Source organism: Verrucomicrobiota bacterium, from assembly GCA_037139415.1.
GTDB lineage: Bacteria > Verrucomicrobiota > Verrucomicrobiia > Limisphaerales > Fontisphaeraceae > JBAXGN01.
In genome coordinates this window covers 1-23,135 of record JBAXGN010000003.1, presented here as the reverse complement: position 1 = coordinate 23,135, position 23,135 = coordinate 1, and the positions used below count along the sequence as shown (strand labels likewise).

Genomic DNA, 23,135 nt, shown 5'->3' with positions numbered 1-23,135 from the left:
TCTATTTCATCGGCAAAGATGTGCCCGAGGCGGCCGCCTTCCACCACGAGTTTCTGACGGTGTCATAGGCGGCATGCCAGCCCACGTGCTCCGCCGCCGGCATGATCACCAGGCGCTTGGGCGCGGTGATCTGATTATACATCGCAAACACGCCTTCCGGGGGACAGATGGTGTCGCACAGCCCCATGCCAACCAGCGCCGGGCAACGGATTCGCTTGGCAAAGTTAACCGGATCATAATAGCCGGAGGTTTTGGTCCTCGCCGCATTGCCAGTCCACCAGGGAAATCCAATGGCCCGCCCGACGAGCCCTCCGGTCTGATCGCAGCCCGCCGGGACATCCACCGTCACGACAGTCACAGCCGGTTGGAGGCCAGCGGTGATCAAGCCCTGCATTCCTCCCTGGCTGCCCCCCTGAACCACCAGGGTGGACTTGTTCCAATCGCTGCGGCCAGCCAGATAATCCACCGCCCGATAACAGGACAGATACATGCGCAGAAAATAGCTCTTATCCCGATCATCGGCACCCTGGGTCGTATAATCCTTCAACGGGCCATTACTCTGCGCTTCATAAAACGATTTTTCGCGATCCACCGGAAGATCATGAGCCATGATGTTCAGGGCCAGCCATCCGTTCTTTGCCGGGCCGAGCACCCAATCCTTCTGCAGCGCATATACCCCGGCGTATTGCACCTGCAGCATCGCCGGGAGCGGAGATTCTCCCTTCGACCGCGCCAGATAACCGTGGATTTTGGTGCCCCGGATGTTGTCCATAGTGATTTTCCAGAGTCGGATCTCAGGCACACCCGAATCCACCTCCTCGAGGAGCGGGTTCGTCGGTATGGCGGCAAGTTCCTTTAATTTCTCTTTCCAGAATGAGTCAAAGTCGGCCGGTTCCGGCGCGGATGGTTTGATCTCCGGCCAGGCGACGGCCGCGCCACCGCGAACCTTCTTTTTCTCATCCAGAGCCACCGTCAACAGGAGCGCGCCTGGCCGGTCGAGCTTGGCGGTCACCTTCGTCTTGCCGTCGGTAAAGCTTAGTGTCCCCTTGGCAACCTCGGTGAGTCCGCCTGCTCGAACAGTATAGGGAAGAGCGGTCTCGGCCGTGCCACCCGTAACAGTCCAAGTCACAGACTCACTCACCGCGTAGCAACCATCGGCATGATCCGGAGTGATGGTGAGATTGGCGGCGACGCCTCCTGCGGGAATAAGGAGCAACAGGGCGGCCAACGCAAGGGCGGTGAGCTTATTCATGTTCGTGTGTTTTTGACGTTCCCAGGGTGATGAAACTTCAAGTTTTGGTGGGCGGTTATCACCGCCACCCGGCGGGCGGCAAAGCACTGGAAAGCACCCGCGAGCACCAGAGAACACCGGAAATGAAAATTTTGTAGAAAAATTGAGAACAGGAACATGGCAAAAATATTTATTGGCATAAAAATGAAAAACCAACCATGCAGAAACATTGCCGGGTGAGGTTGGTGCGGGGATAACATTAGTACAAAACTGAACAAAATCGGTACGGTTTTCGTTTTTGACCGAACGGTGTTCTGGAACCGGGCGATTCAAGCGCGGCTTTAGCGATTCAGGATATGCTTTAACTTGCTTACAATCAGCAGCTTCAAGCCTGGTTTGAGGATATTTTCGGGAGATGAGCGAGGTCCTACGGTGGAGAATTTTTGGGATTAAAATCGGTACAAAACCGGTACGTTTCTGAACAAAACTGAACGGAATCGGTACGTTGTTGACCGATTTCTGACCGCATGCAGACCTCAAATTTTGCAGAAAAATTGACGGGCATAAAAATGAGGGAAAAGCTACCGCCGGGAGGGATGCGGAGGGAGTTTTGCACTTTTTGTCACCCTGGTTTTGACGCGTGCGGCTGCAATCTGGAGGCATGGCGCAAAAACGAGGCAGAAACGGTGCAATTCCTGGCACCAGCATGGGATTACCTGACCGGCGTTGATATCGCCGGTCGGGGCTGCCGCCTTCCCCAGTTCTGGTTCCAGTCTGACTATTGGTATCCATGTCGTGCATCGTTTTTTGCACCGCTACCTATACACCCGGATTTTTTGGCGACACTGCCGGTTTGCTCTGGGCGCGTATTTATATTGGACAATGAATACACTATTCGCGCCACACCATGACAATACGCGACATATTTTTTTGCAAAAAATATTTGACAGGGGTTTGGGAGAATGGAGAGGGACGTTCCCACAATGGAGATAGCTGGTCCAGCATATGGGCAGTGGACACGCATCGTTGAACCGCAAGAAGCTTGATTCAAGTCAAATACTTGCCGGGACTTGGCCGCTACAGTACCAGCGCACTGTCACAATATGAATAAACCAGTTACGACGATGATCGCCCCCCACTTTCCCGGTGGGGTCATGACCCCGGATGCCCTCCGGAAGATGGCGGACCTTTGCGAGAAGTATCCCGAAGCCAGGCTCAAGCTCAGCGGCGACCTGGTCATTGGCGGCATAACCGACCCGGAGCGGAATGAGGCAGGCCGGAATCTCATGGGGCTGCCGACCTATAGTGTTTCCGGGGCCTCGATACGGCCAGTCAAGATCTGCTCCGGGGGCTACCTTTGCGAAAACAATCTGCAGGACTCGTTTGCCCTGGGTTTGAAATTGGACCGGCTTTTTTCCAACAAACCCACGCCGTCCAAACTGATCATTGCCGTGTCGGGATGCGGACGGAATTGCGCGGAGCCTTTGGTCAAGGATATCGGGATCGTGGCCACTCCCGGCGGTTACTCGGTGTATGTGGGAGGCGCGGCGGGCGCGAAACCGCGCATCGCCCAAAAGCTCATGGACCAACTCGATGAAGCGCAGGTGATCGCGCTGGTTGAGCGAATTGTCCGTGTCTATGCCGCCAAGGGCAAGGCCAGGGAAAGGCTGGGGAGCCTGATTGAAAAGATGGGAATGGATGAATTCAAAGCAGCGTGCGGGATGGGTGACGACCAGGCAAATAGCGAACCAGGATAAGAATGCCGGGAAGGCGGATTTTGCAGAAAAATTGGATGGCAGAAAAATGGGGAAAGAATCGCCGTAGAAGAGACGCAGAGAATAGGGCGGCCAGGAGGAAGGGAGGATTTAACCCGAAATCCGAAGTAGCTCACGGCGGTCTTGTTTCAGCGGGTTGGCGCCCAAGGCTTTGAGCCTCCTTGCCGGTATCGGGTTCTGATAACGGCGGCGTCGGCGCAAAGCCTTGGCCATCCAACCTCTTCGCAACCCCATCTGTTCCAACCTCGGATTTCGGGTTTAACGGTAGGGGTGAGTGGTCACGGATTGCTGGATGAGGCGGTATATTTACCGCAACGCGACAAGTGAAAGTACGAACAGTGCTGAAAAACAAATTCCTATCAACTATCGGTCCGGAATAAGCAGGGATAGCATTTTATTTCCATGGCGTCGGTAAATCCGGAAGTCGTTATCCAAAGTAAAGATGACACTGTGGGAGTGTAATTCCGCCATACGAACCAGACAAGCATCCGCCAGGGACATGGGACGATCACGGTAACGATGCATCAAATTCCGAAGATCCGCTTGATGTTCATCCATGCGCAAAGCCACCCGCAAGACGCCTCGCTCAAGCAAGGCAAAGATAGCATCGGCTTCATGGTCCTCTCGTTTGAGTAGAAAAGCCGCCTCAGTCAATACCGGTTCACACGTTAGCAGGGGTGGTCGGAGCCGCTTCCAATGTTCGCATGCCCAGTCATGGTGCGATAGTCCGTCGGCAAGGAAAGTTACCAGCGGTCCGGTATCCAATAACACCGGTCCATTCATTGGCCAAAGCCTTCCAGGTATTTCGGATTAACAGCCAAATCTTTAGGCAGACCTTTGATTGATCCAGCGAGATCACGCGCCAAATCGTAGCATGAACTCTCGCCAGCGGAGACGGGCGTGTCTAAACCGCGTTCGAGGCAATCACGAACCAGCGCCGATTTGGTGGTATGTCTCGTCTGTGTTTCTTTCTCCAGCCGTGCCAGTAGGTGCTTCGGTAATTTGAGCGATATCGTTGTCACTCCAGTATGGTAATACGCTCCATTTATTTTCACAATACCTATTTTAAGCTTATCCCAATAATATGAATGCCTCCCTGCTCCAATTTTCTATTCCAAGGTTAATCGTTCCGTCTCCGCTAGCCGATAGAAGCGTGTTTCCTTGAGGACTAATGGCGATTGTCTTGATTGACTGGCGATGCCCAGCAGGAATGGTACGCTGACGCAACTGTGCCAAACCAGGAGTGTGATCTCCTGAAACGGCGAAACCGGTCTTCCAGCACAGGATCGCAATTGCGAAGCCCGTGATTATCGCAGCCAAGTAAAGTGTTAACAGTGACCTTGCAGTCCTTGGATAACGCGCACCGAATGCCGCCAAGCTGCTTCCGACAAACCCCGCGATAAACGGCATGACCAGTATGCTTCCCATCAGCAGGGTTTTCCAGTCATCCTCCGGCAGCCCAGCGCACCAATTCAAAGGAAAGATATGAACCAAGACCTTTGAGTGCATGCTTGGATCAATTACCAGGCTAACCATAGGGCTACCAACGGCTAGCCACAACAGCCCCCCCACAACAGCGGCCCGCACAAACATTCGAGACCTTCCACAGGCACCGCTCACCAAACAATAGAAAAAGAACGAAATAAGTGCTGCAGAAATGAAAGTCGCCGCCATGTTGTCCACTTTAGATCCCAGAAATTTAATTTGGTCCAAAGCCACACCGACCAGGCAGGACACAGGGAAGCTGCCCACGCCAACAGCTGCAGGACGCCACATGAAGCTTTCTGCTCGTGGCGGTGCGGGAGTGGGTTCTGGCAAAGGGATCGGAGCTAGCGTTGGTGGTGGGGCGGCTGTCGGGCGTGGCGCTGAAGGGAGAGGCGGCGGAACCGCCCTTGGCCTCGCAATGGAGGCGAACAGGGTGTGCTGGCCCGCCGGGACGAATCTGCCTCGCCTACTTTTCCGCACCAAAGTCTCCGCATCCAGACGCCCATCCAAAAACTGCTGAATCAATTCGCTTTGCTTGGCTGTCTGCGTCACCGAGCTTGAGAATTTCTTGAACTCCCATAAGGGATCAATGGGTTCTGGCTCGGGACGTGGTTTGGCAACATCCCGAAATTCCGGACACGCATCCGCATTAATAAAATCGTTCTGAAATGCTCCTCGAACCAGTGCAGAACCGTCCAATTCACTCGATGCAAATTGTCGTCGCAACTCCGATTCGGCTGCCACTTCCAGCGGACTTGATTCCCCCTTCTTGAAGGCCCAAAGTGGTTCCTCTGGCGCGAAAGACGGGGCACAATCGCCGCGCCGATAGGCCTCAGCCGACAGGCAATCACGCTCTCCACTCCCAGTTCGGACAGGCAGGGATTCCTTGCAAAGTTTACATTTTAAGCAAGGTGAAACAACAGGCTTCATGCAAGCCGGGCATAACATTGCTTCGCTTTCACCCTTGCCTCGCACTGTAACCAGTGGCTGCAATTTATTGAATAACAACTCTGTAATGCCCTTGATATTTCTCAAATCCTCGACGGACTTGTAAGGACGATGAATGGTAATTCGAACCGCCAGCACATCCCCAACACGAGGCAAGCCTTTAAGCTCCCCAAGACTTGCTGAATTTAGATCCACTAAAGAAGAAGGCCCAGTGGCATCTGAATCCGAAATCGGAGTACCACAATCCGGGCAATAATACTCGATTGGCTCACGACAGCGCTGCCGGAGAAACCCCGCTTCAATCAGTGCTGCTTCTGGGAACGGTGACACAAGCAAGAACCAGTGGCGAGCGCGCTAAGTCCGCTCAGAAACGATCGACAGTTGGTTTGTCATCGGTCACTCGGTTTACGTTAGTAACCGAAGGTCCGTTTGCCCCATTGGTGATCTTGGTAATGACACACCAGTCTGCTCGCTCACGCGAGGTCAATGGCACGACGATGTCATCGCCATTGTTGGTTTGAACAGCCACCCGCCCGTCATAATCCGCATAACTTCCGCCCTTGGTGAAAATCTTGGTGGCGAAGAGAATTTCCTCAAAACCGTCTAGGGAGGTGATGGTAATATTTTCTTCGTTTTGCCCTCCCCTGTCACCTATACCCGCATCGTTATCCAAACTAATGTCAGACTCAGAATCATTCGCGAAATACACATGCTCATCCTGCCCGCCCCTTGTCCGGCAAAACGCGTGCAAATCCAAGTCCACGGATGCTGTCCACTGCAAACGTACATTGATCTTGGTGATGGGGCGCGAGGTGTTGAGCCGGGCCGATTCGCCCACAGACAGGACCACGCGCCGATTGGCGTCTGTAATGGCACGATTGGCCGTCCAGCGGTCCTGCCCGAAGATAGCTTTTTTCCACGCTGGCTCGGCTCCCATCTGCATTGACGAAACGCTGATGCTCTTGCCCATTTGCGCCAGCAGTTTCTTGAAGTCAACCGACTTCAATCCATCGCCACCGTCCACCGCCTCGATTTCCGCACGGTCCAATGAACCTAGTTGTTCCAAGGCCCCACTGAAGGGGGCGGAGACGAACAACTGGATACGGCGCGACATCAGCTTCTGGATTAGTTCAGGAATTTTCGCCACCGGCTGAGCCTCCGACACTCCTGCTTCCAGTGGTTCGTCGGTGAAAACGGCAATTACGCGACGAGTGGAATCCGGAGGGCCGAACGGGAAATCTGCGGCAATGTCCAAGGCGAGGAGGGTGTCTTCGTTGCCTTGGGCTTCCAAACCACTCAACACCCTGGCTATCACGGCAGGATCGCTGGTGAAAAAGTCGTTGGCGCTGACCTGTGGCCTGTAGAGCTTCTGAATCATATCAGGCCCACTGCCGCCTATGAACGTATGGTCGTAGATCGGGCCAGCGGGACCAGGCGCGGCGGCATAGGCCACCACACCGCAGCGCACTCTGAAGTTCGCTTGTTGTAATGGGTAGAGCAGGTCTTTCAGGTGCTCACGCAATTGGTTGAAGCACGGACGCATACTCTCGCTGGAATCCACCAGCAATACGAGGTCAACATTTTGTGGTTTCATTTTATGGCAAGGAGATAGACCCCCGCATGCTCTTCAGGAAGATGGGAAACTTCTTCGACCCGGGGCAATTCGCCAGGGACGCCCACGCCCAGCACCAGTTTGGGGCGATAGTCGGCTACGGAACTGTTAAGGCAGTTGAATCCAAAACCGTTGAGGGTCAGCAAAGGGATACTCTTGTATTTATCTGGCACTTCAAAGCCGTTCTCCACATGGTCATGCCCGCGCACAACCCGTTTTACCGGAAACACTGTTTCGACGGCCTTGCAGAAGCCTTCAAGGTCTTTGTAGCCGAACTCAAACGCCGAGGAAGTTGCACGTTTGGCAGGATCATATTTCCAACCTTGTTTCGTCGGATAGTTTGTCGCTCGCGTCCAGGTAAAATCACCCAAGACCCTTTCATGGTGGAACGCCTCCAAGGTCTTGAGCGTTTCCCATCGGTCCTGAAGCGGCACTCCGCCATGGGTAGCCAGCAGCCCATCAGGGAAAAGCATCGCTCTTGGCAGTCGCCGGCAAATGTTGATGAAAAGCCTGCCCCATTCCTCCAACTGTTGGGGTGCGATACCTGCATGGGCTTCATTCAGATAATCCGCAAACTCAGCAGGCTCTACACTGGACGAAAACCGTTTCTCCGCTTTCGGGTTGAACCGCAACCCCTCGTCATGGTTACCAAGAATCCAAAGGATCTGGTTGGGATGCTTTTCCACTGCCTCCAACAAAGCGGCAAGGCATTCAATATCCAGTGGCCCGCGATCCACAAGGTCGCCCAGGAAACACAGGCGAAAATCCTTTTCTTGACGCACCCGCTCAAACAACCGATGCCAAGCAAGAAAATCTCCGTGGATGTCCCCGATAAAAAACCATGGCTTACCTGCCTGTTCAGGATCCAGCTTTTGCACTCGGGGGAGGGCTAATCCCCAGCCTATAAGTGGGAATTCGCCAGAATCAACCTTGGCAGCAGCGCGTTGGAAGATAGCCGCCATTCCTGCCCGGATACGTTTTAGGGCATCGGTAGCAGAAATGTAGTCAGCGGGGACTGCGTTGGCGGGAGGTGCTAAGAGCTCAGCTTGATTTTTCTTAACTTCGCTTGCAGGGATAGCAACATCCATTTTATTTGATTCCGGAACATGTTTTAAATCATCCACTTGTGTATCAGTGCCGAAAATTACCTGGCCAATTTTAACTCCAAGTTCGTTGAGGAACGCGGATTTTGGCATTTCGTTGCTCATGGGTTTCGCAGTATCGGTGATTAGCTGATCAAGCGAATGGTTAGCCGAAAGAACTTGTCCTTGATGGACAGTTTATCGCCATGTTTCAGGATGATTCCCTCGGGCGGGATAGGAGATCCGTTTAGAAAAAGTGGATTCGTTGCCCAGGAAGTATTTATGATAGCCCAACCGCCCTGGTCTATGCGCTTTTCCAACTTGAACTGCTCGCTGGATACGTATTTGATTTCGGAGTCTCCCAGTGTTTTAAGGGCGGTTGCGCCGAAGGTCGTGGGGATACGCGCCTGGATTTCCTTGCCAGTGACGTCGGAAACAAAAACCACGCCGGGTGGAAACTTCACATAACCGCAGCCGAATACGCAGGTTACTGCCGAATCGGCGTTGTCATTTCCGCACTGTGGGCATTTCCAAGGCATAGGGTTAACCCAAATTCAACGTTATTGGACACTTTCCAGTCTTACCCAGCGTAATGATCATCCCTGGTTGCACCGAAACTGGGGCAGCGACTAAACAGCCATTGGCGTTGGTAGCGTTCTTTGCCTCGGTACAATGCTCCAAAAGCCATTGACCAGAGGCGTCCTTGTACAGCCGAAACTGTTCCGGACTGATGAATTTTTGATAATCCTCGCCCCAGGCTTTAAACGCATCACGCCCGAATTTTGTTGGAATGTTCGCCTTGAGTTTCTGGCCAGCAGGGCCAATCAATTCGACGCCAGCGGATGCTGCCGGGGATGAAGTTGCGGGTGTAGGCGCTGGTGGGGAGGGACGAGGTGGCAACACCGGCGCTGGAGCTGATGGCGGCGGCATCGGTGACACCGCCGGTACTGGAACCGGTGGTTTCGGCGTGGGCTTGACAGTTGGTGCGGATGTTGGACGCGGAATCGAAGGAATAATCGCTGGGGTGGCAGTGTTTGGCCGCTTGCCATCCCATTCCGCGAGCCGACCATTCAACGCCATAAGCACTTGCTCCGCCGTGGGCCGTTTGTTCGCCTCTTGGCGTAAACAGCCGTTGATTACATGGTTCAGGAAATCCAAGTCGGCAACATTCTCAATCGTTTTTTGGACAGTGACTGGTTTCAGCCGGCCATTGTTCACCTGATCCTCATAGGTATCGAGTGCCGGTGCGGCTGGATGTCCTCCCCCCAGCACTTGGCCGATTATCAGGCCGAGTGTGAAAACGTCGGACGCCTTAAGTGGAACCTTTCCCGCGAGATGCTCGGGGGAAAGGTACCCGGGTGTCCCAACATAACCCTCATGTCCATGCCAAGGCGCTTGCTTGCCGTCCAACAGCGAGAAATCCATATCAATGACCCGAAGTTTGTATTTGGCGGCAATAGCTGGCTCCGGCAGGAGGTAGAAGTTTTCGGGTTTGATGTCCGTATGGATGACCCCTGCTTTGTGGATGGCATTGATGCCAGCCATCATGACCCGTGCGAAGATCACGCGCTGGTTCCAATCGTAACTGGCAGGATTGGTTTTGATTTCCTCCAGAACTTTGCTGAGGTCTTTTCCACCTTCCACCCATTCAAAGACCTGATAGAAGGCCCGCAGAGGAACTGTCCCACCCGGCTTGTTCATCTCGAAGAACTCAATGAACTCGTAGCAAAGTGCCTTTGCGGCTGGATCGGCTTGAATTCGACGCTTAAGCTCAGTCTGGTAGGCGATAAAACCCGTTAACCAAGGCGAGGATCCCCCTGGACGTTTATATTTTTTGAAGAACACCGAACGTCCGGTTGGCGCCCTGGCTTTTCCGGCAAAGGCAAACCCTCCCGGATCGAAGGCTTTGACGATTTGATACCCTTTTATTTTATCGCCCTCTTTGAATTTAACGCCACTGCTATATTCTGTGGACATAGGGCAAAGCATCAGCAAGCTGCCACTTCAACTGCGACAGATTTTGAAATCGTTTTAGCCAGTTGCTGCATTACCTTGGTAAAGGCGGCACTGTTGGACGCCTTGGCCTTGAGCGCATTGACAGCGGCCACCATTGCCGCATGCCCTTCATCGCCGGGCTTGCCGAGACCGGCCAAGGCAGGGGTATCAGCGACGGTGGCGACAAACTCGAACTCAGCACGGTCCGCCGAGGCGAGGTCGAGATACCCTTGCCATTCCGGACAGAATCCGCAGAGAATGATGCGGTTGGCAATAATGGCTGTGATAACATCCGGCACGCCGCCGCCCGCGGCCTCGGGAATCGTCATCGGGGTTTTGAACGTTGCATCGGTAAAGAAGATGATGGCACGAGCAGCGGTTCCTCGCGCCCGCCACTTGTTGGGGTCTTCGGCATCCTGAACACCAGCCTGCTCCATTTTGGCCAACTTAAAAAGGGCATCGAGAAGAGATTCGGGTTCGTCTCCACCGCCGGAAGCCTGCATGGTTGGAGCGGCTAGCTGGGTTTGAACCGCCGCCACGTCGCGAACGAACGGATTATCCACGAACCAATTGCTTTCGTTTGCCTGGTGGTCACGGAAGCCGCAGATTTTCATGCGCCAGTCCTTGATCGGCGCTTCGTTGTTGGCATCTTTAACGGCGAGACCGCTAATGAAGGTGGAGATGCTGTTTTTCACGGCATCAATGCATTCCTGCATGCTGCCGGTGACATCGAGGAGGACAACGATGTCCACTACGCCTTTGATTTTATTGTCTGCCATAATTCGTTTTTATTTAAAACTATCAAATCAAACTTGTGCAACTGAATGAAACTCCACAAGAAACCGCCATAAAGCAAGCTCCTTTTCTCTCCAAAACCCAAATTAATCTGCACACCAGACACCGATGGACAGCACTTGCAGGCACCGCCATCCTGCCACCCTCGGTTGTGGTGATGCCGGACCATCAGCTTCTGGCCGTTTTCAAAAATTTCAACCGTATTCATGGCAACATATACTGGTGATGAAAAGACCTGCGCGTTGGGTCAGGTGACGGTCAACGAGTGGATGGTCGGTTGATTTTGCAAGCCGTCAATCAGGGTGTTCAGGGCGTTTCTAAGTTTTTTTGTCTCCGGGAAAACCGGGAAAAAGTGGTTAAATCCCCAAAATCCCAAGCCGACCAAAAGGAGTGCGGCGGCGGCTGGGCTCGCATTCGTCAGGATAATTCCAAGGACAACAAGGACACCAATGATTATCCTGGCATAAAGCCCCTCTTTTTGGAGTTTCGCGGCGTTAATGCCGGAAACTTTTCGCGTAAACTCGCCGGCATAATCGGGAAAAGTCTTTGTCCTATCGATCTGGTTGTAAATCCGATGCAATCGGAGTTTGTTGGCGATAATATCAATATGCAACGCGTCCAGGAGCAGTTGCTGTTTGCTGCGCCCGAGCAAGCTCATGTTTTTCATCCGGCTGCCTTGGCGTTTGATCACGTCATCCACTTGAGCGCCAAGCCGGAGCACCAGTTCCAGAAATCTATGCACCGCATCAGGATTTGTTTCCGACCTCAGGTTTGAAAGCCCTTCCAGTTCAATGACGCTCAATCCGGAATCCATGAGCGTGTTATTCTGCGCATCCAAGTTGGCCGCCTGGTTACTTTGGCTGCTGCCGTAAAGCACTCCCCCGAGTGCGGCTATCCCGCCCACGGTCCGGACCGTTCTTCTCTTGGAACCGCTGGTCAGGAGATAGGTGATCGCCGCACCCGCATTGGCTAAGGTGGCGTTTGACCTGTGCTGCTGGGCCTGGCCGCTGTTGGCCTCAATCCGGTTCAGGATGTCTTGCAGGGTAAAAATTGTGGAGGCTAAATTGCCATGTGGCATAACGGCTGGTCTCGGCGGGGCATCCGGAATCCGGGCGGCAGGAGTTGGGAACGAGACGGGGGAAGCCGGAACAGGGGCGGAATGGGTTGCTGGTGTACTTGGGATACGGAGTTCCAATACCAAGCCATTCGCACCACGAACTTTTACGGTCATGCCACTGGCAACAGGCTGAGGTCCGAGCAGCAGCGCATTGTTCAGGAGTGTGGGGTTGACCGTGCCGGGCACGGGTGAAATAGTCCAGCCACTCGCCGTCGGCTTGAGCCTGAATTGTTCGTTGGCAAAGAACCTGGCGTCGGCATGCGCGCGGGATAAATGCGCGCGTCCGATGGTCGCCTCCAGTGCCAGCGTGGAAACCTTCTGGCCGTTGGCGTATATTTCGATGGGGTTCATAAGCTGGCGAGTTGAAGGTTAAATCCGTGAACCGCTGCGCGGGTGGCCGTGAGAAAGCGATCAATCATTTGCAAGTCCTCCCGAAACGCATCTTTCCAAGCTGCGTCCTCTGGCTCAGCCCTCTCGAACTTCATCTGAATGGCTGGTCCGCTAACCACACCCTGGGGAGGCACTCCGGGACATTCAGGCGGGCGAAAGCGCAGGAGATCGCCGTCTCCCTCGAACGGAATACTGACAATGATGTAACTTCGACGCAAAGAGGCGCGTTTCAGGCGGGCTTCCAAGTAATCAATTTGTGCCTGGAGAAAATCTTCGTGGCTGTCAAAATCTTCCTGAGGTCCCGGCCTGGACGGGGCCAGGTCTGCGGACGGGGTCTCCTCCCAGCCATGCTTGATGATTTTAAATCCAGTCAAAAGCGAAGGTGTTGCCAAACGGTACCGATCAATGATCGCAGTGTCGTTCAATTTTTCTTTGTTCGTTGTGCCAGCCAGCCTGGCGGCATGCAACTCCGCCGAGGCAAGTTTCCAACGGTCAAGCAGGAAATCCGCCAGATCCCCTTCGGAAAAAAGTTCATGTGGCAATCCTGCCGGTGCCTTGCTCACGGGCCTGCCCCCCGGCGGATTGTGGGCATCCAACGAATCAGGCATAGCTCAATATTTGCTTTTTTGAGCAAATCCCGTGAAATGGCCACAGTGTGGACATTGGCAGCAGGTCCGCCCGCCGCTGTATTCGGGGAGACACTCCTCACAAGTCGTGTAGCCGCACAGTTCGCATTCGCCGAATTTCCAGCCGGACTTGACCAGTACGATCTTACGTCCACAGCAATCACATTTTTCTTTTTTAGGTTCACTCATAGTTTTTCTTTCTGTTCATTTTACTGTCGCTCCGCCTTTTTCTTCATTTCCCTTTCAAGCAGTAAAATGAGTTCATCTTTCGAGAAGATTTCCGTGCGGCCTTGTGCCGGAAGTCGTGTTATTAGTTCTTTTGCGATGTTTTCAATCGCGTCCCAATGCGTATCAATAACAGCGATGGCTCGATTCAGTCGAACTCGCAACCATTTATACCACCTCGGTTTCGCCCCCAGTCGAACAAGCAACCTCTCATAGCATTTCGGCTTCGCCGTCTCGTATGCTACCCAAATGGCCCGCATTGTATCGTCATCTTTGTGCCCCACAAGCAGGAGCGCAGGAATTTCGGTCTTGGCAGTAATTTCGAGCTTTATTGGTGGAATGTCTCCTCCGAGCCGAAAGCGTGCTGAGTTGCACCAATCTTGTTTTCCTTTAGAATATTCCTCAAAAATTAACTGTGCCGCTCTTTCTTTTGTGTGCGCAACATGCACGAGGGCGAGGATATTAGTGTTGGGTGTAATCTCGATTTCCATCGTCGAAATCTGATCGCGTGTAATATTGCCTAATTTGCGGCGGGCGGCTGATTCACCGGCGAGTATGCGCTCAGCAAATTGCTCGGCATCTTGTTTGCATGCCAGACTCGGTGGATTGACGTTTGCCGCTTTTGCCTCCGACAGACGGCCTTCTCGTGAACGCTTAAAGCTTATCGCGCCAATTTCCCTCCCGTAACTAAACCATGTGACCATATGGCCCAGTTCATGGTACACCATCACATCGTCCCGATCAAACTCTTGCGGTCGGCAATCGGCAAAAAGATTCATTGGTGTTCAGGAGTTGGTTTGCTCGGATGTGTTTTATCTCAAGCTTTTCGCAGCAAATTCTTATCAATCATATTCTTGTCGCTTGAGTCTTCCGGCATTTTTTTGATGGTTTCGACGAGTTTATTCAGGCGCTTCATTCCTGCCATATTTTGACAGCAAGCGCCAAATACTGCCTCGATTGGATCAAGAAAATCCCACTCGATAGCATCCCATTCCCTGCCTTCGGTTGAGTTCGTTCTATAGGCCATCAATCTGCCACTGTCCATGCACAACTGGCACGCGCGAATGTAACTGGTCGACAACTTGTCTGGGCCGACGGGATGTTTGACTGCGATCAGAACAACGACTCTTTTCCAGCACCGAGCCTGCATCTCCAGCTTCTTTTTCAAACCGTCTCGCGCAAGGTCGCACCAGCACTTGCGGTATTTCACCTCCAAAAGCCACCAGCCCTGTTTCGATGGCGACAAAACGAAAAAGTCCGGGGCGCTCGTAATGACATCGGAAAGATGAAGCGCTGAATAGGCTTCAGTGCTTAGAGCAGCGACATCCTTTAGTGTATATTCGACTCCGTACGGAATAACTTTGTAACCGTCGCCTTCCAAAAAGGATTTCACGGCCTGCTCGGCTCGTTGCCCTACGCTATTCGTGTATTCAGACGGCGTCATTTGGTCAAGGTTTCCTCGTTGGGTGGTTCTCCAGAATCTTGGTCTTCGGCCCTTTCCTTGTAGTCTGCGCAATCCTTTGGCGAGAGGATGCCGTGCTTAAAGCAGTAATTCAGCAAGGCCCGTCCGTCTTGTGTCGTGTGAAGCTGATCGTCCCTTCTTGCGTTCCAACCCAACCCAGGAAGAATAAAGTCACCCACACGCTCTTTAGCGAACCTTATCATCTCGACAGCGATTCCTGCACGTCTATATCCGTCTTTGACCTCAATGAAGGACATAATAAGGCCATCGTCGTCGAAGTCTTGAAAATCCAACTCCCCGATCTTCACCATACCGTGGTAGGCGTAAATCGTCGGATCACAACACTCGATGCGGATTAAACGGCCCTTTTTATCGGTGAAAACGAATTCATCACTCATAAACTTGCTATTTCAATCAAGTTTTATGCGACACGGATGGTGCCTGGCAGGTTTTCTTCAGGTCGTTGATTGCCTGCTGGAGCGTACCAAGTCGGGTTTGGAGTTCGCTGAGCGCATCGCCAGTCAAAACTTTTTGCCTAGCAAGGCTCATGACGCTGTCAAATACTGCATCGAATTTGTTTTGAACTTCTTTTATCTCGTTCATAATTATTCTTTCTATTTTGTGAGGGAATCACTATTTTAAGTTGGTAGCGTTTTTTGAATGAAATCATGAATGGGTTTCAGGTCGTCGTCTTTCAGAGCCTGCTCGTGGGCGGCGGGCCTGGCGGCGATTTCCTCGGCAATCAAGCACTTGGCTCCCTCCATATTGCCGATTAATGCTTCTAAGCAGGCGGTGGTATAACGCAATACCGTTCGGCCTTGTTCTGAAGCAGAATATCTTTTCAATAATGCCAATCCGCTTTGAAAGTTACCTTTTGCCTTCAAAACGTATGCCAAGCCATCAACACACGCTAGCGTGTCCGAGTGCTCAGGACCAAGCAGTTTCTCATAGCTTACCAAAGCCCGCCGATAAAGTGGTTCGGCAGCATCATGGTTTCCCTGATTGTGTAACACTATACCCAGACAGATGACGGTCTTGAGTGTGACCGGATCCTCTGGCCCTAAAGTCTTCTCTCTTCCCAACAAAGCCTGGCGATACAGATATTCTGCTCCTGTGTAGTCGCAGTTTACAGATAGCAGTTTTCCCAGGAAACAACAACCATAGAGCGTGTCCGGGTGCTCATGACCAAGGACTCTTTCGTATCCGGCCAATGCTCGGCGAAACAGTGCTTCCGCACCTTCGTAGTCGCCTTTATCACTGAGCACATGCGCCAGGTTTGTGACTCTGTTAAGTGTATCCGGATGCTCCGGACCAAAGGCTTTATCCGAGTCTGCTAGTGCCCGTCGGCGCAGCACCTCGGCACCGTTGTAATCAGTTTTGTCTTCAAGCAATGATGCGAGATGCTCGACACTCCTTAAACTGTCAGGATGTTCAAAGCCAAGGATTTTGTCGAACCCAGCTAAAGATCGACGAAGCAGCACCTCGGCAGCTTCATTGTCCCCCATTGTGTGTAATAGAACGCCAACACTCTGCGCAACGCCAAGCGTCGATGGATGCTCTGGGCCGAGGGTTTTCTCGAAGCCGACCAAAGCTCGGCGAAGTAACCTTCCAGCACCCTCATTATCTCCATTTCCATAAAGAAAGAGTCCAAGTAGATGTGCACTGTAAAGAGCGCTTGGATGGTATGGCCCGAGAGTTTTTTCTGCATCTTCCAAATCACGTTGCCAGATGTCTTGCATGGTTTTCCCAGCTCGCCGATAAAGCGCTTCTGCTTTCTTGCAATCTCCCATCATTTTATATGTAAGCCCAAGATCGCGGCAGCTCTTGCGCGTTTCCGGATGCTCTGAACCAAGCGTTTTCTCCTGGCTCTCAATAACTTGCTGATACAGTGCTACTGCCCCTGCATAGTCTGCTTTGTCTCTTAGCAGTGACGCAAGGTTTTTGATACTGTCTAAGGTGTCCAGATGTTCTAGGCCTAAAAGTTTCTTGCGCCCTAGCACAACACGACAAAGCAATGGCTCTGCACCATTGTAATCGGCCTTTTTGTAGTGAAGAAATAAACCAAGGTGACTCGCACAATTAAGTGTTACCTGATGATCGGGGCCAACAAGTTGTTCCCAACCCTCCAGGTGTTGCCGAAACTGTTCCTCCGCTTCATCGTATTTAGCATTTTCATTGAGCAACCATGCAAGAGTACCTATGACATTCAAGGTAAACGGGTGCTTATTGCCAAGAATGCGCTTGCTCTCGTTGAGGATTCTTCGTGTGAAATTCTCCCGCATCTCCAAATCGCAGAAGTGCTCAATCGACCACGGCTCTGCTCGCAACAGGGTTTTCCATTCTTCAAGCTGTAGCAATCCCAGTTCCGGCCCCTGTGTGACAATAATTTCCATCCCACGCCGCCATGATTCCGCGACCGCTTCTGTCCAGTCACGCTCGGGCTTTTGTTTCAGTGGAGTGCCGTAGTAATCCAAAAGACTGGTTATCACCTGCCTTCCCTCCACCCGCTCTGCTTCGTTGCTTTGCCAGTGGGCGTGCAATGCGTCTTCGAACAACCGATGAAATCGCCAGTCTCCGGGACGGCCTTCCACTTGCTGAAAATAGGAGTGTTCCTGGCGCAGGTCGGTGTGAAAACTGTGGACTGGATAATCTATCAAGCGCTCCTTGGCCAGCCAGTCATAGAGCGATTCGTCAAACACTTCTGATAGAGCGAGGATTTTTAGCGCCCGCAATTCACGCTTATCCAAGTAACGGAAAAACCGGTCCTGCAGTTCCGCCGGGGCGCGGCCAAGGTCTGGATCGTTGCCCTGCTGCCGGGCGCGCTCGACCAGTTCCACGGCGAGATTCAGGTAAAACGGGTAGAAAACCCGCTGGCCATGCACATTCTCGTCCGAGGCGTCGAGGATTTCTCTCTCATTGCGGGCCAGGGCATCCGCGAGCGGCCCCTGACCGTGCGAGCGCAACCAGGTCTGGGTCTTCCCAAGAAAATCTTTGGCATCTTTTTCCGCCAAGCCGCCGAGCAAATGCTGGGTCCAATAGTCATTCCAGCCGGGGTCCTGGTAGAGTTCGTCCCAGCGCAGTTTTTCGCGTCCGAACAGCAGCGCGCGGAACCGCCCGCAAGCTTCGGGTTCGAGGGTGCCGGCAAAATAGCCGATAAACTCCTGAATCCGTTTTTGGCTGTCTTCACGCCGTTCACGGCTTTGCAAGCGCTCGAAACCGTCGAGAATCAGCCGCAAATGAAACTTCGGATTATCCTTGAGCCAGTCAATGACATCATAATACAGCGCCTGCGAGAGTTTTTTTTCAAGGTCAGGGATGTTCAGTTTGCCGTATTGTTCCTCCGGCCAGAGGCCGAGAGATTTGAGCCGCTCCTGCAAGGTCTGCCGGTGAGAGTGTTCACGCCACCACTTGAGCCCATCCACCACCAGGCTCAAACCGGGGATATTGGCCGCATTGACGCCCCGGTCCATGGCAACAAACGCCCTGGCCCAGCCCGCGTCCAATCCGCCAGCCGGATCGCCATTCCGGCCAGTCTGCTGGCCGTGCAGCATTAAGATCCCCACCGTCAACTGTGGCATGACCTTTCGTTCCACAAGGCAGCGGCATAATTCAGCGCAAACTTCGGTGAAAACCGATCCTTCCCGCCAACGGTCGTCATCAAAGCTGGTGACCGCCACGACCACATCCTCCTTGAACTCGGTGGCCGCGATTTCACACGCCCGCCGACAAAGTGTAGATTTGCCCACCCCGCCCACGCCGTAAAACTGGGTGACCAGCCAGGATTTGCCAAGCACTGATCCGGGTGCGGGACCAAGGACTTTCCGGAGCACTTGTTGTTGCTCGGTCCGGTCGGTAAATACCGCGAGCGCATCGGGTTTGGCGTTTTTAATGGCAACTTGACCGGGCATAAAATAGATGTTCTAAGGTCATGGTAATGATGCTGCCGCAGTCCGTACGACATTAGCAATGCAAAAAGCAGCAAAAAGTGGGGCGAGCGGCTTACCGGCGCACAATCTCTTCCCCATCCACAATGACCGCATTGTTTTCCTGGCAAAAATTGAGGGTGTCCAAGTGCTTTAACAGTTCCTCTTTGGTTGCGAAGTTGTGGCCCAGGTCCGTCTGGCGCAGGGTGGGGTCTTTTTTCAGCAGTTTGATTGGCCAACCGCCTTTGAGTGTATAACCGCCTTGCGCACCCCGTTCGATGAACCAAAACCGCTTGGGGTTGGGTTTTCCAGAAGCGCGCTTGTGCTGGCGGCTCGGTTTGGCGGTTAGGGCCGCTGGCTCCGGGGAGACATTTTCCTCCAGCAGGCAAAACTCGTCCAAGCAAGCGGCGGCAACCTGTTTGCCGACAAAATCTTTGACTGGGAAATAGCCGCCGATTAACCGCAACACCGTCCGGTAATCCCGCAACGGCAAGTCCGGCTCCGCCTCACGGTCAGCCTGCCATTCTTCCCCCATTTCCCAAGGCGGGAAGCGGTGGCGCCGGGCATCGGGGTGTCGCAAATAAATCCACGCGGTGGAGCGTATGCGTCGGCAGTCACCCGCCAGCCAAACCAGCACGCTGCCGCAGATCAGGGGCGAGACAGCCTCCGTAATGAGCTTGGTGCCGGGCGGTTTGCGACTGAGCAGGTCATAGACCGCCAGCGCGGGGTCGGGATTCATGTTATGGACCCCGACAAACCTCAGGGTCAGGGCGGGTGGGACCGCCGCCAACGCCGTGGTCAGCTCGTCCAGGAAGCTATCAAGTTCCCGCGAACAGTCGCATTCCGGCACGGTGAGGACCTGCCGTGCCGTCGGTTTTGTCATTTCTTCTTCGAGTTCTACCAACAGTTCATCCAGATCAATATCAAAATTTTTCATATGAGTGCAGCATAACACAGTCCCCATGACAAACGCTGTCACTCCCGCAAAATTACGTGGATTGCTTTTGTGACCGATCGTTGGCACGATGATCGGCGTTGTCACTGGCAGGAGATACCCTGACCGCAGAATATGAAGCGCGATCACGACAAGAGCGAAGGGGAGATACACTGGATTATCCCTGGTGTGCTGGCCACCAGCGAGCGGCCCGGCTACCCCGGAATTACGGTCAAACCAACCGCCGTTGACCGCTGGCTGGAGGAGGTCCGACGGCAGCGCATTCGCTCCGTCATCAACCTGCTGTCCGACGATGAAATGACCGTGTATTACCGCCAGCTTGGCCAGCCGCTTGCTCACTACTATACCGATGCTGGCTTGGCGGTGCGCCAGGTGGCTCAGGAAGACCTGGGTGTCGCCGTGCCCAGCCATGTGCTGCTTGACAGGGTAAAGACCGCGTTCGCAAGCTTGCCTAAGCCGGTACTCATTCATTGCAGTGCAGGGACTGAGCGGTCCAAAATAGCGGTGGCTGCGATTTGCCGAGTTTGGAAGCGCCAAGCCAGGCAACGCTTTTAACTGACAAGACTATGCGGCGTACAAATCTGCGGGTTGGTTTCGCTTGAAAATTGCAGCGACTTGGTTAGGCTGGCTGGCGATTTATGTCGCTCCAGTCACATTGGCCGTCGGTTTACCGGGACTTGGTGCAGGTGGGTGAAATCGCAGAACACCATCTGCGGGATGTGGCTGATATTGAGTTCACGATTGTGAACGGGGTGCTCTTTGTCGACAGTGTCAGACCGGCATTCATTTCGTTCCAGGCAAGTATCCGGACACGGCTACAATTATTGACGGAAGGGATCATCACGCCCGAGGAATTTTTAGAACGGACGCGATGTGTGGAAGTCGCCGCTCTTTTGCGCCCGGAGATCACTGATAAAACGAACCTGACGTTGCTCGGAACAGGTGTGGCCGGGAGCGGCGGGGCGATTTCTGGCAAAGTGGTGTTTGCGACCACTTCACCTGCAAGGTTGAAAGCGTCCCGATTTCCCAAAATTCTGGTCGTTGACTACTATCACCACAAAGTCCACGAGCAGGTTTCCCGGGCGTGCGCCGGGGTGCTGGAATTGGCCGGGAATTTTGCCAGCCACGGAGCGCTGCGTTGCCAAGCTGACGGCACACCCTGCGTTGCTGGTTGGCGAAACGCAACGTTCGAGGTGGAGGAACGGCGGTTGCGGATTCGAGGGTTTGAGCCAGTGCATGAAGGGGATTGGCTGACCATTGACGGCATGACTGGCGAAGTCTATGCAGGCCGGGCGAGGATCGAAACGAAGCCGTGGCAATCCCATGCTGAACTTCGCAGCCTGTGGTTGATTATTGAGAGCGCGGTGGCCACAGGACACGTTCCCACAAGTTGTGCTGGCACGGTGTGGCAAATTTGGGATTTTATGCGGCACGGTATGCCGCTGCCTGGATGGGTAACCCCACCACGCCGAACTAAAGCCTGCCGCCGGTGGCACACCTGCTCCGGCGAGCACGCTGCAATTGCCGCACGGCGCAAACTAAATCCGATAGCTGAAACAGCGCAGGTAAACCATGGCAAAATTATTTGCGGGCTGGTAAGGACCATCGAGCGGCTGGTTTATTCCACCGGACGCGGTAAACGGAAGTCCATCTGCCGGGCGCTCTGGGACCCCACGCACCAGCTTTGCCTGGAAAAATGCAGCCAATTGGTGGGATTTGAATTTACTGGAATCAATCTGCGCCTCCATCACTTGCCTGAAATTTCCGACATTCGTTTTTTGATCGAGTGCGCGGTGCAGTCTCCGTCTGAGGCTTGGACGATCGCTTTGGCGCCGGGCTTTGGGTTGCGCGTGCGCCTGGGGACGCAAAGGGTCCAAGCCAGCCGGATTACAGTGAATGGCGCGGAGTTGGCGCACGAAGATCTTCCAGCTTTTTACACCTGGTTGCGGCGGCGTGAATATTTCTGGCAAGATAACTGCTGACATCGGGTAGCCGACCAACATCAAGACTACATGAAAAAGAGCCTAACGAAACCGCAGGCCATCAACACTAGAGCGATGCTCGTTCGCATCGTTGCTGTCCTGGACTTGGTCAAAAGCATGAAATACCCGTCCATGGATAAACTGGTGGATGAGCTGGATGTTCGGGAATTCAGGCATGATCGGCGAACGGTGTTCAGGGACCTTCAATGCCTTCGGGATTCCCTCAACTGGCCGATCTTTTATGACACGAAAAAACGCGGCTATTACATTGACGTGGAAGAAGGCAGAAAGGCAGGTTTTGATCCCCATGTCCTAGACCCCAAGACCCTTGCGGCCATGCTGCCGCAGGAGAAAATGCCGCCACGCACTTCCACACTTCCCGCCGGTGAATCGCTGGCGGAGATTCAAAAGTGGGCAAAATCCAAGTTGAAGGCATGGGAACCACTGAAGGCGCAACCCCCAACGCTGCGCATGGGGATTTTTTACCGAGGGTGCCAGATTCTGGAGGGATTGCTTGCCCAGTGCGTTTCAATCCTAACCGGCAGTCGCGTTGAAACGGACGATTTGGAGGCGCATGGCCGGTTTGAAGAACAGGTTGCGTTGCTGCGGCAGGCAAACGAGGAAATTACAAACATCATTAAAGAGCGTCTTCCCGGAAGCCTCAAGGGCAAACGGCTGCTTTCTGCTTCTGACCTGGCTCTGCTTGAAAAACTCGAACACTTTCGCCAACAGCTTTTGAAACCGGCCCGTTCGTCATTCAAGCAACAATTGGAGGGCGTTCCCAAGCTGCTTGAACAGTTTCTGCCAGCCCTGAAGGACTTCATTGACAGTGATTTCATGAAGACCTGCGCCGCCATTGAGCCCCAAAAGCAGGTCCTTCGCGGAGACTAACGGCAGGCTCAGACGGGTTGTGCGATGTCATTAGCCGACACGAATGGCGGCTTGGCGCATTGGCAAGAACTGAGTAGCAGCTAGGGTTGACTCACCACCCTGTTTCCCTGGTGAGTCAACCCTAGGCTGAAGGACAAAACACCTTTGGCGTTTTTAGGGTGGGAATTGGAATTCCGAGATACACCCATGGATTTGAGCCTCCTCGGCGCGTGCCGTGATGCGTTTTGGCATACACCGAAGGTGTTGTGGCCTTCAGCCTAGGGTTGCCCCGTGAGATAATCACCGAAAAACAAAACGAACCCAGGGCAGGTCACCAGAACATGGACTAGACCCTCACCGCGTCAGAGATAATCTCACGGGGCTACCCTAGGTTAGGGGTTAGGGGCGTATCAACTCCAACGGAGTTGAGGCCAAAGCATGGATACCGTGTTCACTACGTGCCACAACTCCGTTGGAGTTGATGGGGAACGGGGCATTACCTAGGGTTGACTCACCACCCTGCTTCCTTGGTGAGCCATCCCTAGGTGGAGGTCAAAACACCGTTGGTGTTTTTCAGGGCGAGAATTGGATTCACAATTTCGTAAAACCGGGCATTCTACATCCATTATGCCACAATCATTATCGGCCGTTTACATTCATCT

The 23,135-nt window shown here is 53.5% G+C and carries 23 protein-coding genes; 5 read left to right on the top strand and 18 right to left on the bottom strand.

The window, feature by feature from the left end; all coding sequences use genetic code 11:
* Nucleotide 1: 1 nt before the first annotated feature.
* Nucleotides 2-1,252: an acetylxylan esterase gene (locus tag WCO56_00995; GenBank protein ID MEI7728119.1), complete on the bottom strand. Its 1,251-nt coding sequence runs from the start codon at nucleotides 1,250-1,252 to the stop codon at nucleotides 2-4.
* A gap of 506 nt (nucleotides 1,253-1,758) precedes the next feature.
* On the opposite strand from WCO56_00995, the gene WCO56_00990 reads away from it, so the two are divergent.
* A complete protein-coding gene (locus tag WCO56_00990) occupies nucleotides 1,759-2,142 on the top strand; it encodes a hypothetical protein (protein MEI7728118.1) in 384 nt (127 codons plus the stop codon).
* A 192-nt stretch (nucleotides 2,143-2,334) separates the two neighbouring features.
* Nucleotides 2,335-2,988 carry an NAD(P)/FAD-dependent oxidoreductase gene (locus WCO56_00985; protein ID MEI7728117.1) on the top strand — a complete coding sequence of 218 codons (654 nt, stop codon included), beginning with the start codon at nucleotides 2,335-2,337 and terminating at the stop codon, nucleotides 2,986-2,988.
* Nucleotides 2,989-3,369: 381 nt separating this feature from the next.
* Here WCO56_00985 and WCO56_00980 read toward each other — a convergent pair whose 3' ends face one another.
* The 17 genes from WCO56_00980 to WCO56_00900 all read right to left on the bottom strand — a co-directional run bounded on the left by WCO56_00980 (nucleotide 3,370) and on the right by WCO56_00900 (nucleotide 19,603).
* Complete coding sequence (locus WCO56_00980; protein ID MEI7728116.1) at nucleotides 3,370-3,789, bottom strand: PIN domain-containing protein; 420 nt, start codon at nucleotides 3,787-3,789, stop codon at nucleotides 3,370-3,372.
* Nucleotides 3,786-4,061 carry a ribbon-helix-helix domain-containing protein gene (locus WCO56_00975; protein MEI7728115.1) on the bottom strand — a complete coding sequence of 92 codons (276 nt, stop codon included), beginning with the start codon at nucleotides 4,059-4,061 and terminating at the stop codon, nucleotides 3,786-3,788. The genes WCO56_00980 and WCO56_00975 overlap by 4 nt, the downstream gene beginning before the upstream one ends.
* 16 nt (nucleotides 4,062-4,077) lie before the next feature.
* Complete coding sequence (locus WCO56_00970; protein ID MEI7728114.1) at nucleotides 4,078-5,769, bottom strand: helix-hairpin-helix domain-containing protein; 1,692 nt, start codon at nucleotides 5,767-5,769, stop codon at nucleotides 4,078-4,080.
* A 34-nt stretch (nucleotides 5,770-5,803) separates the two neighbouring features.
* Complete coding sequence (locus WCO56_00965) at nucleotides 5,804-7,033, bottom strand: VWA domain-containing protein (GenBank protein ID MEI7728113.1); 1,230 nt, start codon at nucleotides 7,031-7,033, stop codon at nucleotides 5,804-5,806.
* Complete coding sequence (locus WCO56_00960; GenBank protein MEI7728112.1) at nucleotides 7,030-8,259, bottom strand: metallophosphoesterase family protein; 1,230 nt, start codon at nucleotides 8,257-8,259, stop codon at nucleotides 7,030-7,032. Before WCO56_00960 ends, WCO56_00965 begins: the two co-directional genes overlap by 4 nt.
* A gap of 20 nt (nucleotides 8,260-8,279) precedes the next feature.
* The gene (locus WCO56_00955; GenBank protein MEI7728111.1) at nucleotides 8,280-8,672 is read right to left on the bottom strand and encodes an FHA domain-containing protein; all 393 of its coding nucleotides are present in this window, start codon (nucleotides 8,670-8,672) and stop codon (nucleotides 8,280-8,282) included.
* A gap of 4 nt (nucleotides 8,673-8,676) precedes the next feature.
* Complete coding sequence (locus WCO56_00950) at nucleotides 8,677-10,110, bottom strand: protein kinase (GenBank protein MEI7728110.1); 1,434 nt, start codon at nucleotides 10,108-10,110, stop codon at nucleotides 8,677-8,679.
* An 11-nt stretch (nucleotides 10,111-10,121) separates the two neighbouring features.
* Nucleotides 10,122-10,907 carry a hypothetical protein gene (locus tag WCO56_00945; protein ID MEI7728109.1) on the bottom strand — a complete coding sequence of 262 codons (786 nt, stop codon included), beginning with the start codon at nucleotides 10,905-10,907 and terminating at the stop codon, nucleotides 10,122-10,124.
* Entirely contained in the window at nucleotides 10,880-11,131 is a 252-nt protein-coding gene (locus tag WCO56_00940; GenBank protein MEI7728108.1) for a hypothetical protein, read from the bottom strand. The genes WCO56_00945 and WCO56_00940 overlap by 28 nt, the downstream gene beginning before the upstream one ends.
* 39 nt (nucleotides 11,132-11,170) lie before the next feature.
* Nucleotides 11,171-12,391 carry a hypothetical protein gene (locus tag WCO56_00935; GenBank protein ID MEI7728107.1) on the bottom strand — a complete coding sequence of 407 codons (1,221 nt, stop codon included), beginning with the start codon at nucleotides 12,389-12,391 and terminating at the stop codon, nucleotides 11,171-11,173.
* On the bottom strand, nucleotides 12,388-13,038 hold the full coding sequence (locus WCO56_00930) for a hypothetical protein (protein ID MEI7728106.1): 651 nt from the start codon (nucleotides 13,036-13,038) through the stop codon (nucleotides 12,388-12,390). Before WCO56_00930 ends, WCO56_00935 begins: the two co-directional genes overlap by 4 nt.
* A gap of 227 nt (nucleotides 13,039-13,265) precedes the next feature.
* Complete coding sequence (locus WCO56_00925) at nucleotides 13,266-14,060, bottom strand: hypothetical protein (protein MEI7728105.1); 795 nt, start codon at nucleotides 14,058-14,060, stop codon at nucleotides 13,266-13,268.
* Between the two features lie 38 nt (nucleotides 14,061-14,098).
* Nucleotides 14,099-14,725 (bottom strand): hypothetical protein, encoded by a 627-nt coding sequence (locus WCO56_00920; protein ID MEI7728104.1) that lies wholly within the window; start codon nucleotides 14,723-14,725, stop codon nucleotides 14,099-14,101.
* Complete coding sequence (locus WCO56_00915; protein MEI7728103.1) at nucleotides 14,722-15,141, bottom strand: hypothetical protein; 420 nt, start codon at nucleotides 15,139-15,141, stop codon at nucleotides 14,722-14,724. The genes WCO56_00920 and WCO56_00915 overlap by 4 nt, the downstream gene beginning before the upstream one ends.
* Nucleotides 15,142-15,157: 16 nt before the next feature.
* Complete coding sequence (locus WCO56_00910) at nucleotides 15,158-15,346, bottom strand: hypothetical protein (protein MEI7728102.1); 189 nt, start codon at nucleotides 15,344-15,346, stop codon at nucleotides 15,158-15,160.
* A gap of 35 nt (nucleotides 15,347-15,381) precedes the next feature.
* Nucleotides 15,382-18,651, bottom strand: coding sequence for a tetratricopeptide repeat protein (locus tag WCO56_00905; protein ID MEI7728101.1), 3,270 nt, complete (start codon nucleotides 18,649-18,651; stop codon nucleotides 15,382-15,384).
* A gap of 91 nt (nucleotides 18,652-18,742) precedes the next feature.
* Entirely contained in the window at nucleotides 18,743-19,603 is an 861-nt protein-coding gene (locus tag WCO56_00900) for a hypothetical protein (protein MEI7728100.1), read from the bottom strand.
* Between the two features lie 132 nt (nucleotides 19,604-19,735).
* Here WCO56_00900 and WCO56_00895 point away from each other — a divergent pair, with 132 nt between their 5' ends.
* The 3 genes from WCO56_00895 (at nucleotide 19,736) to WCO56_00885 (ending at nucleotide 22,494) form a co-directional block, all read left to right on the top strand.
* Complete coding sequence (locus WCO56_00895; GenBank protein MEI7728099.1) at nucleotides 19,736-20,176, top strand: hypothetical protein; 441 nt, start codon at nucleotides 19,736-19,738, stop codon at nucleotides 20,174-20,176.
* Between the two features lie 83 nt (nucleotides 20,177-20,259).
* Nucleotides 20,260-21,603 (top strand): PEP-utilizing enzyme, encoded by a 1,344-nt coding sequence (locus WCO56_00890; protein ID MEI7728098.1) that lies wholly within the window; start codon nucleotides 20,260-20,262, stop codon nucleotides 21,601-21,603.
* Between the two features lie 30 nt (nucleotides 21,604-21,633).
* Complete coding sequence (locus WCO56_00885) at nucleotides 21,634-22,494, top strand: hypothetical protein (GenBank protein ID MEI7728097.1); 861 nt, start codon at nucleotides 21,634-21,636, stop codon at nucleotides 22,492-22,494.
* The last annotated feature ends 641 nt before the right edge of the window (nucleotides 22,495-23,135 follow it).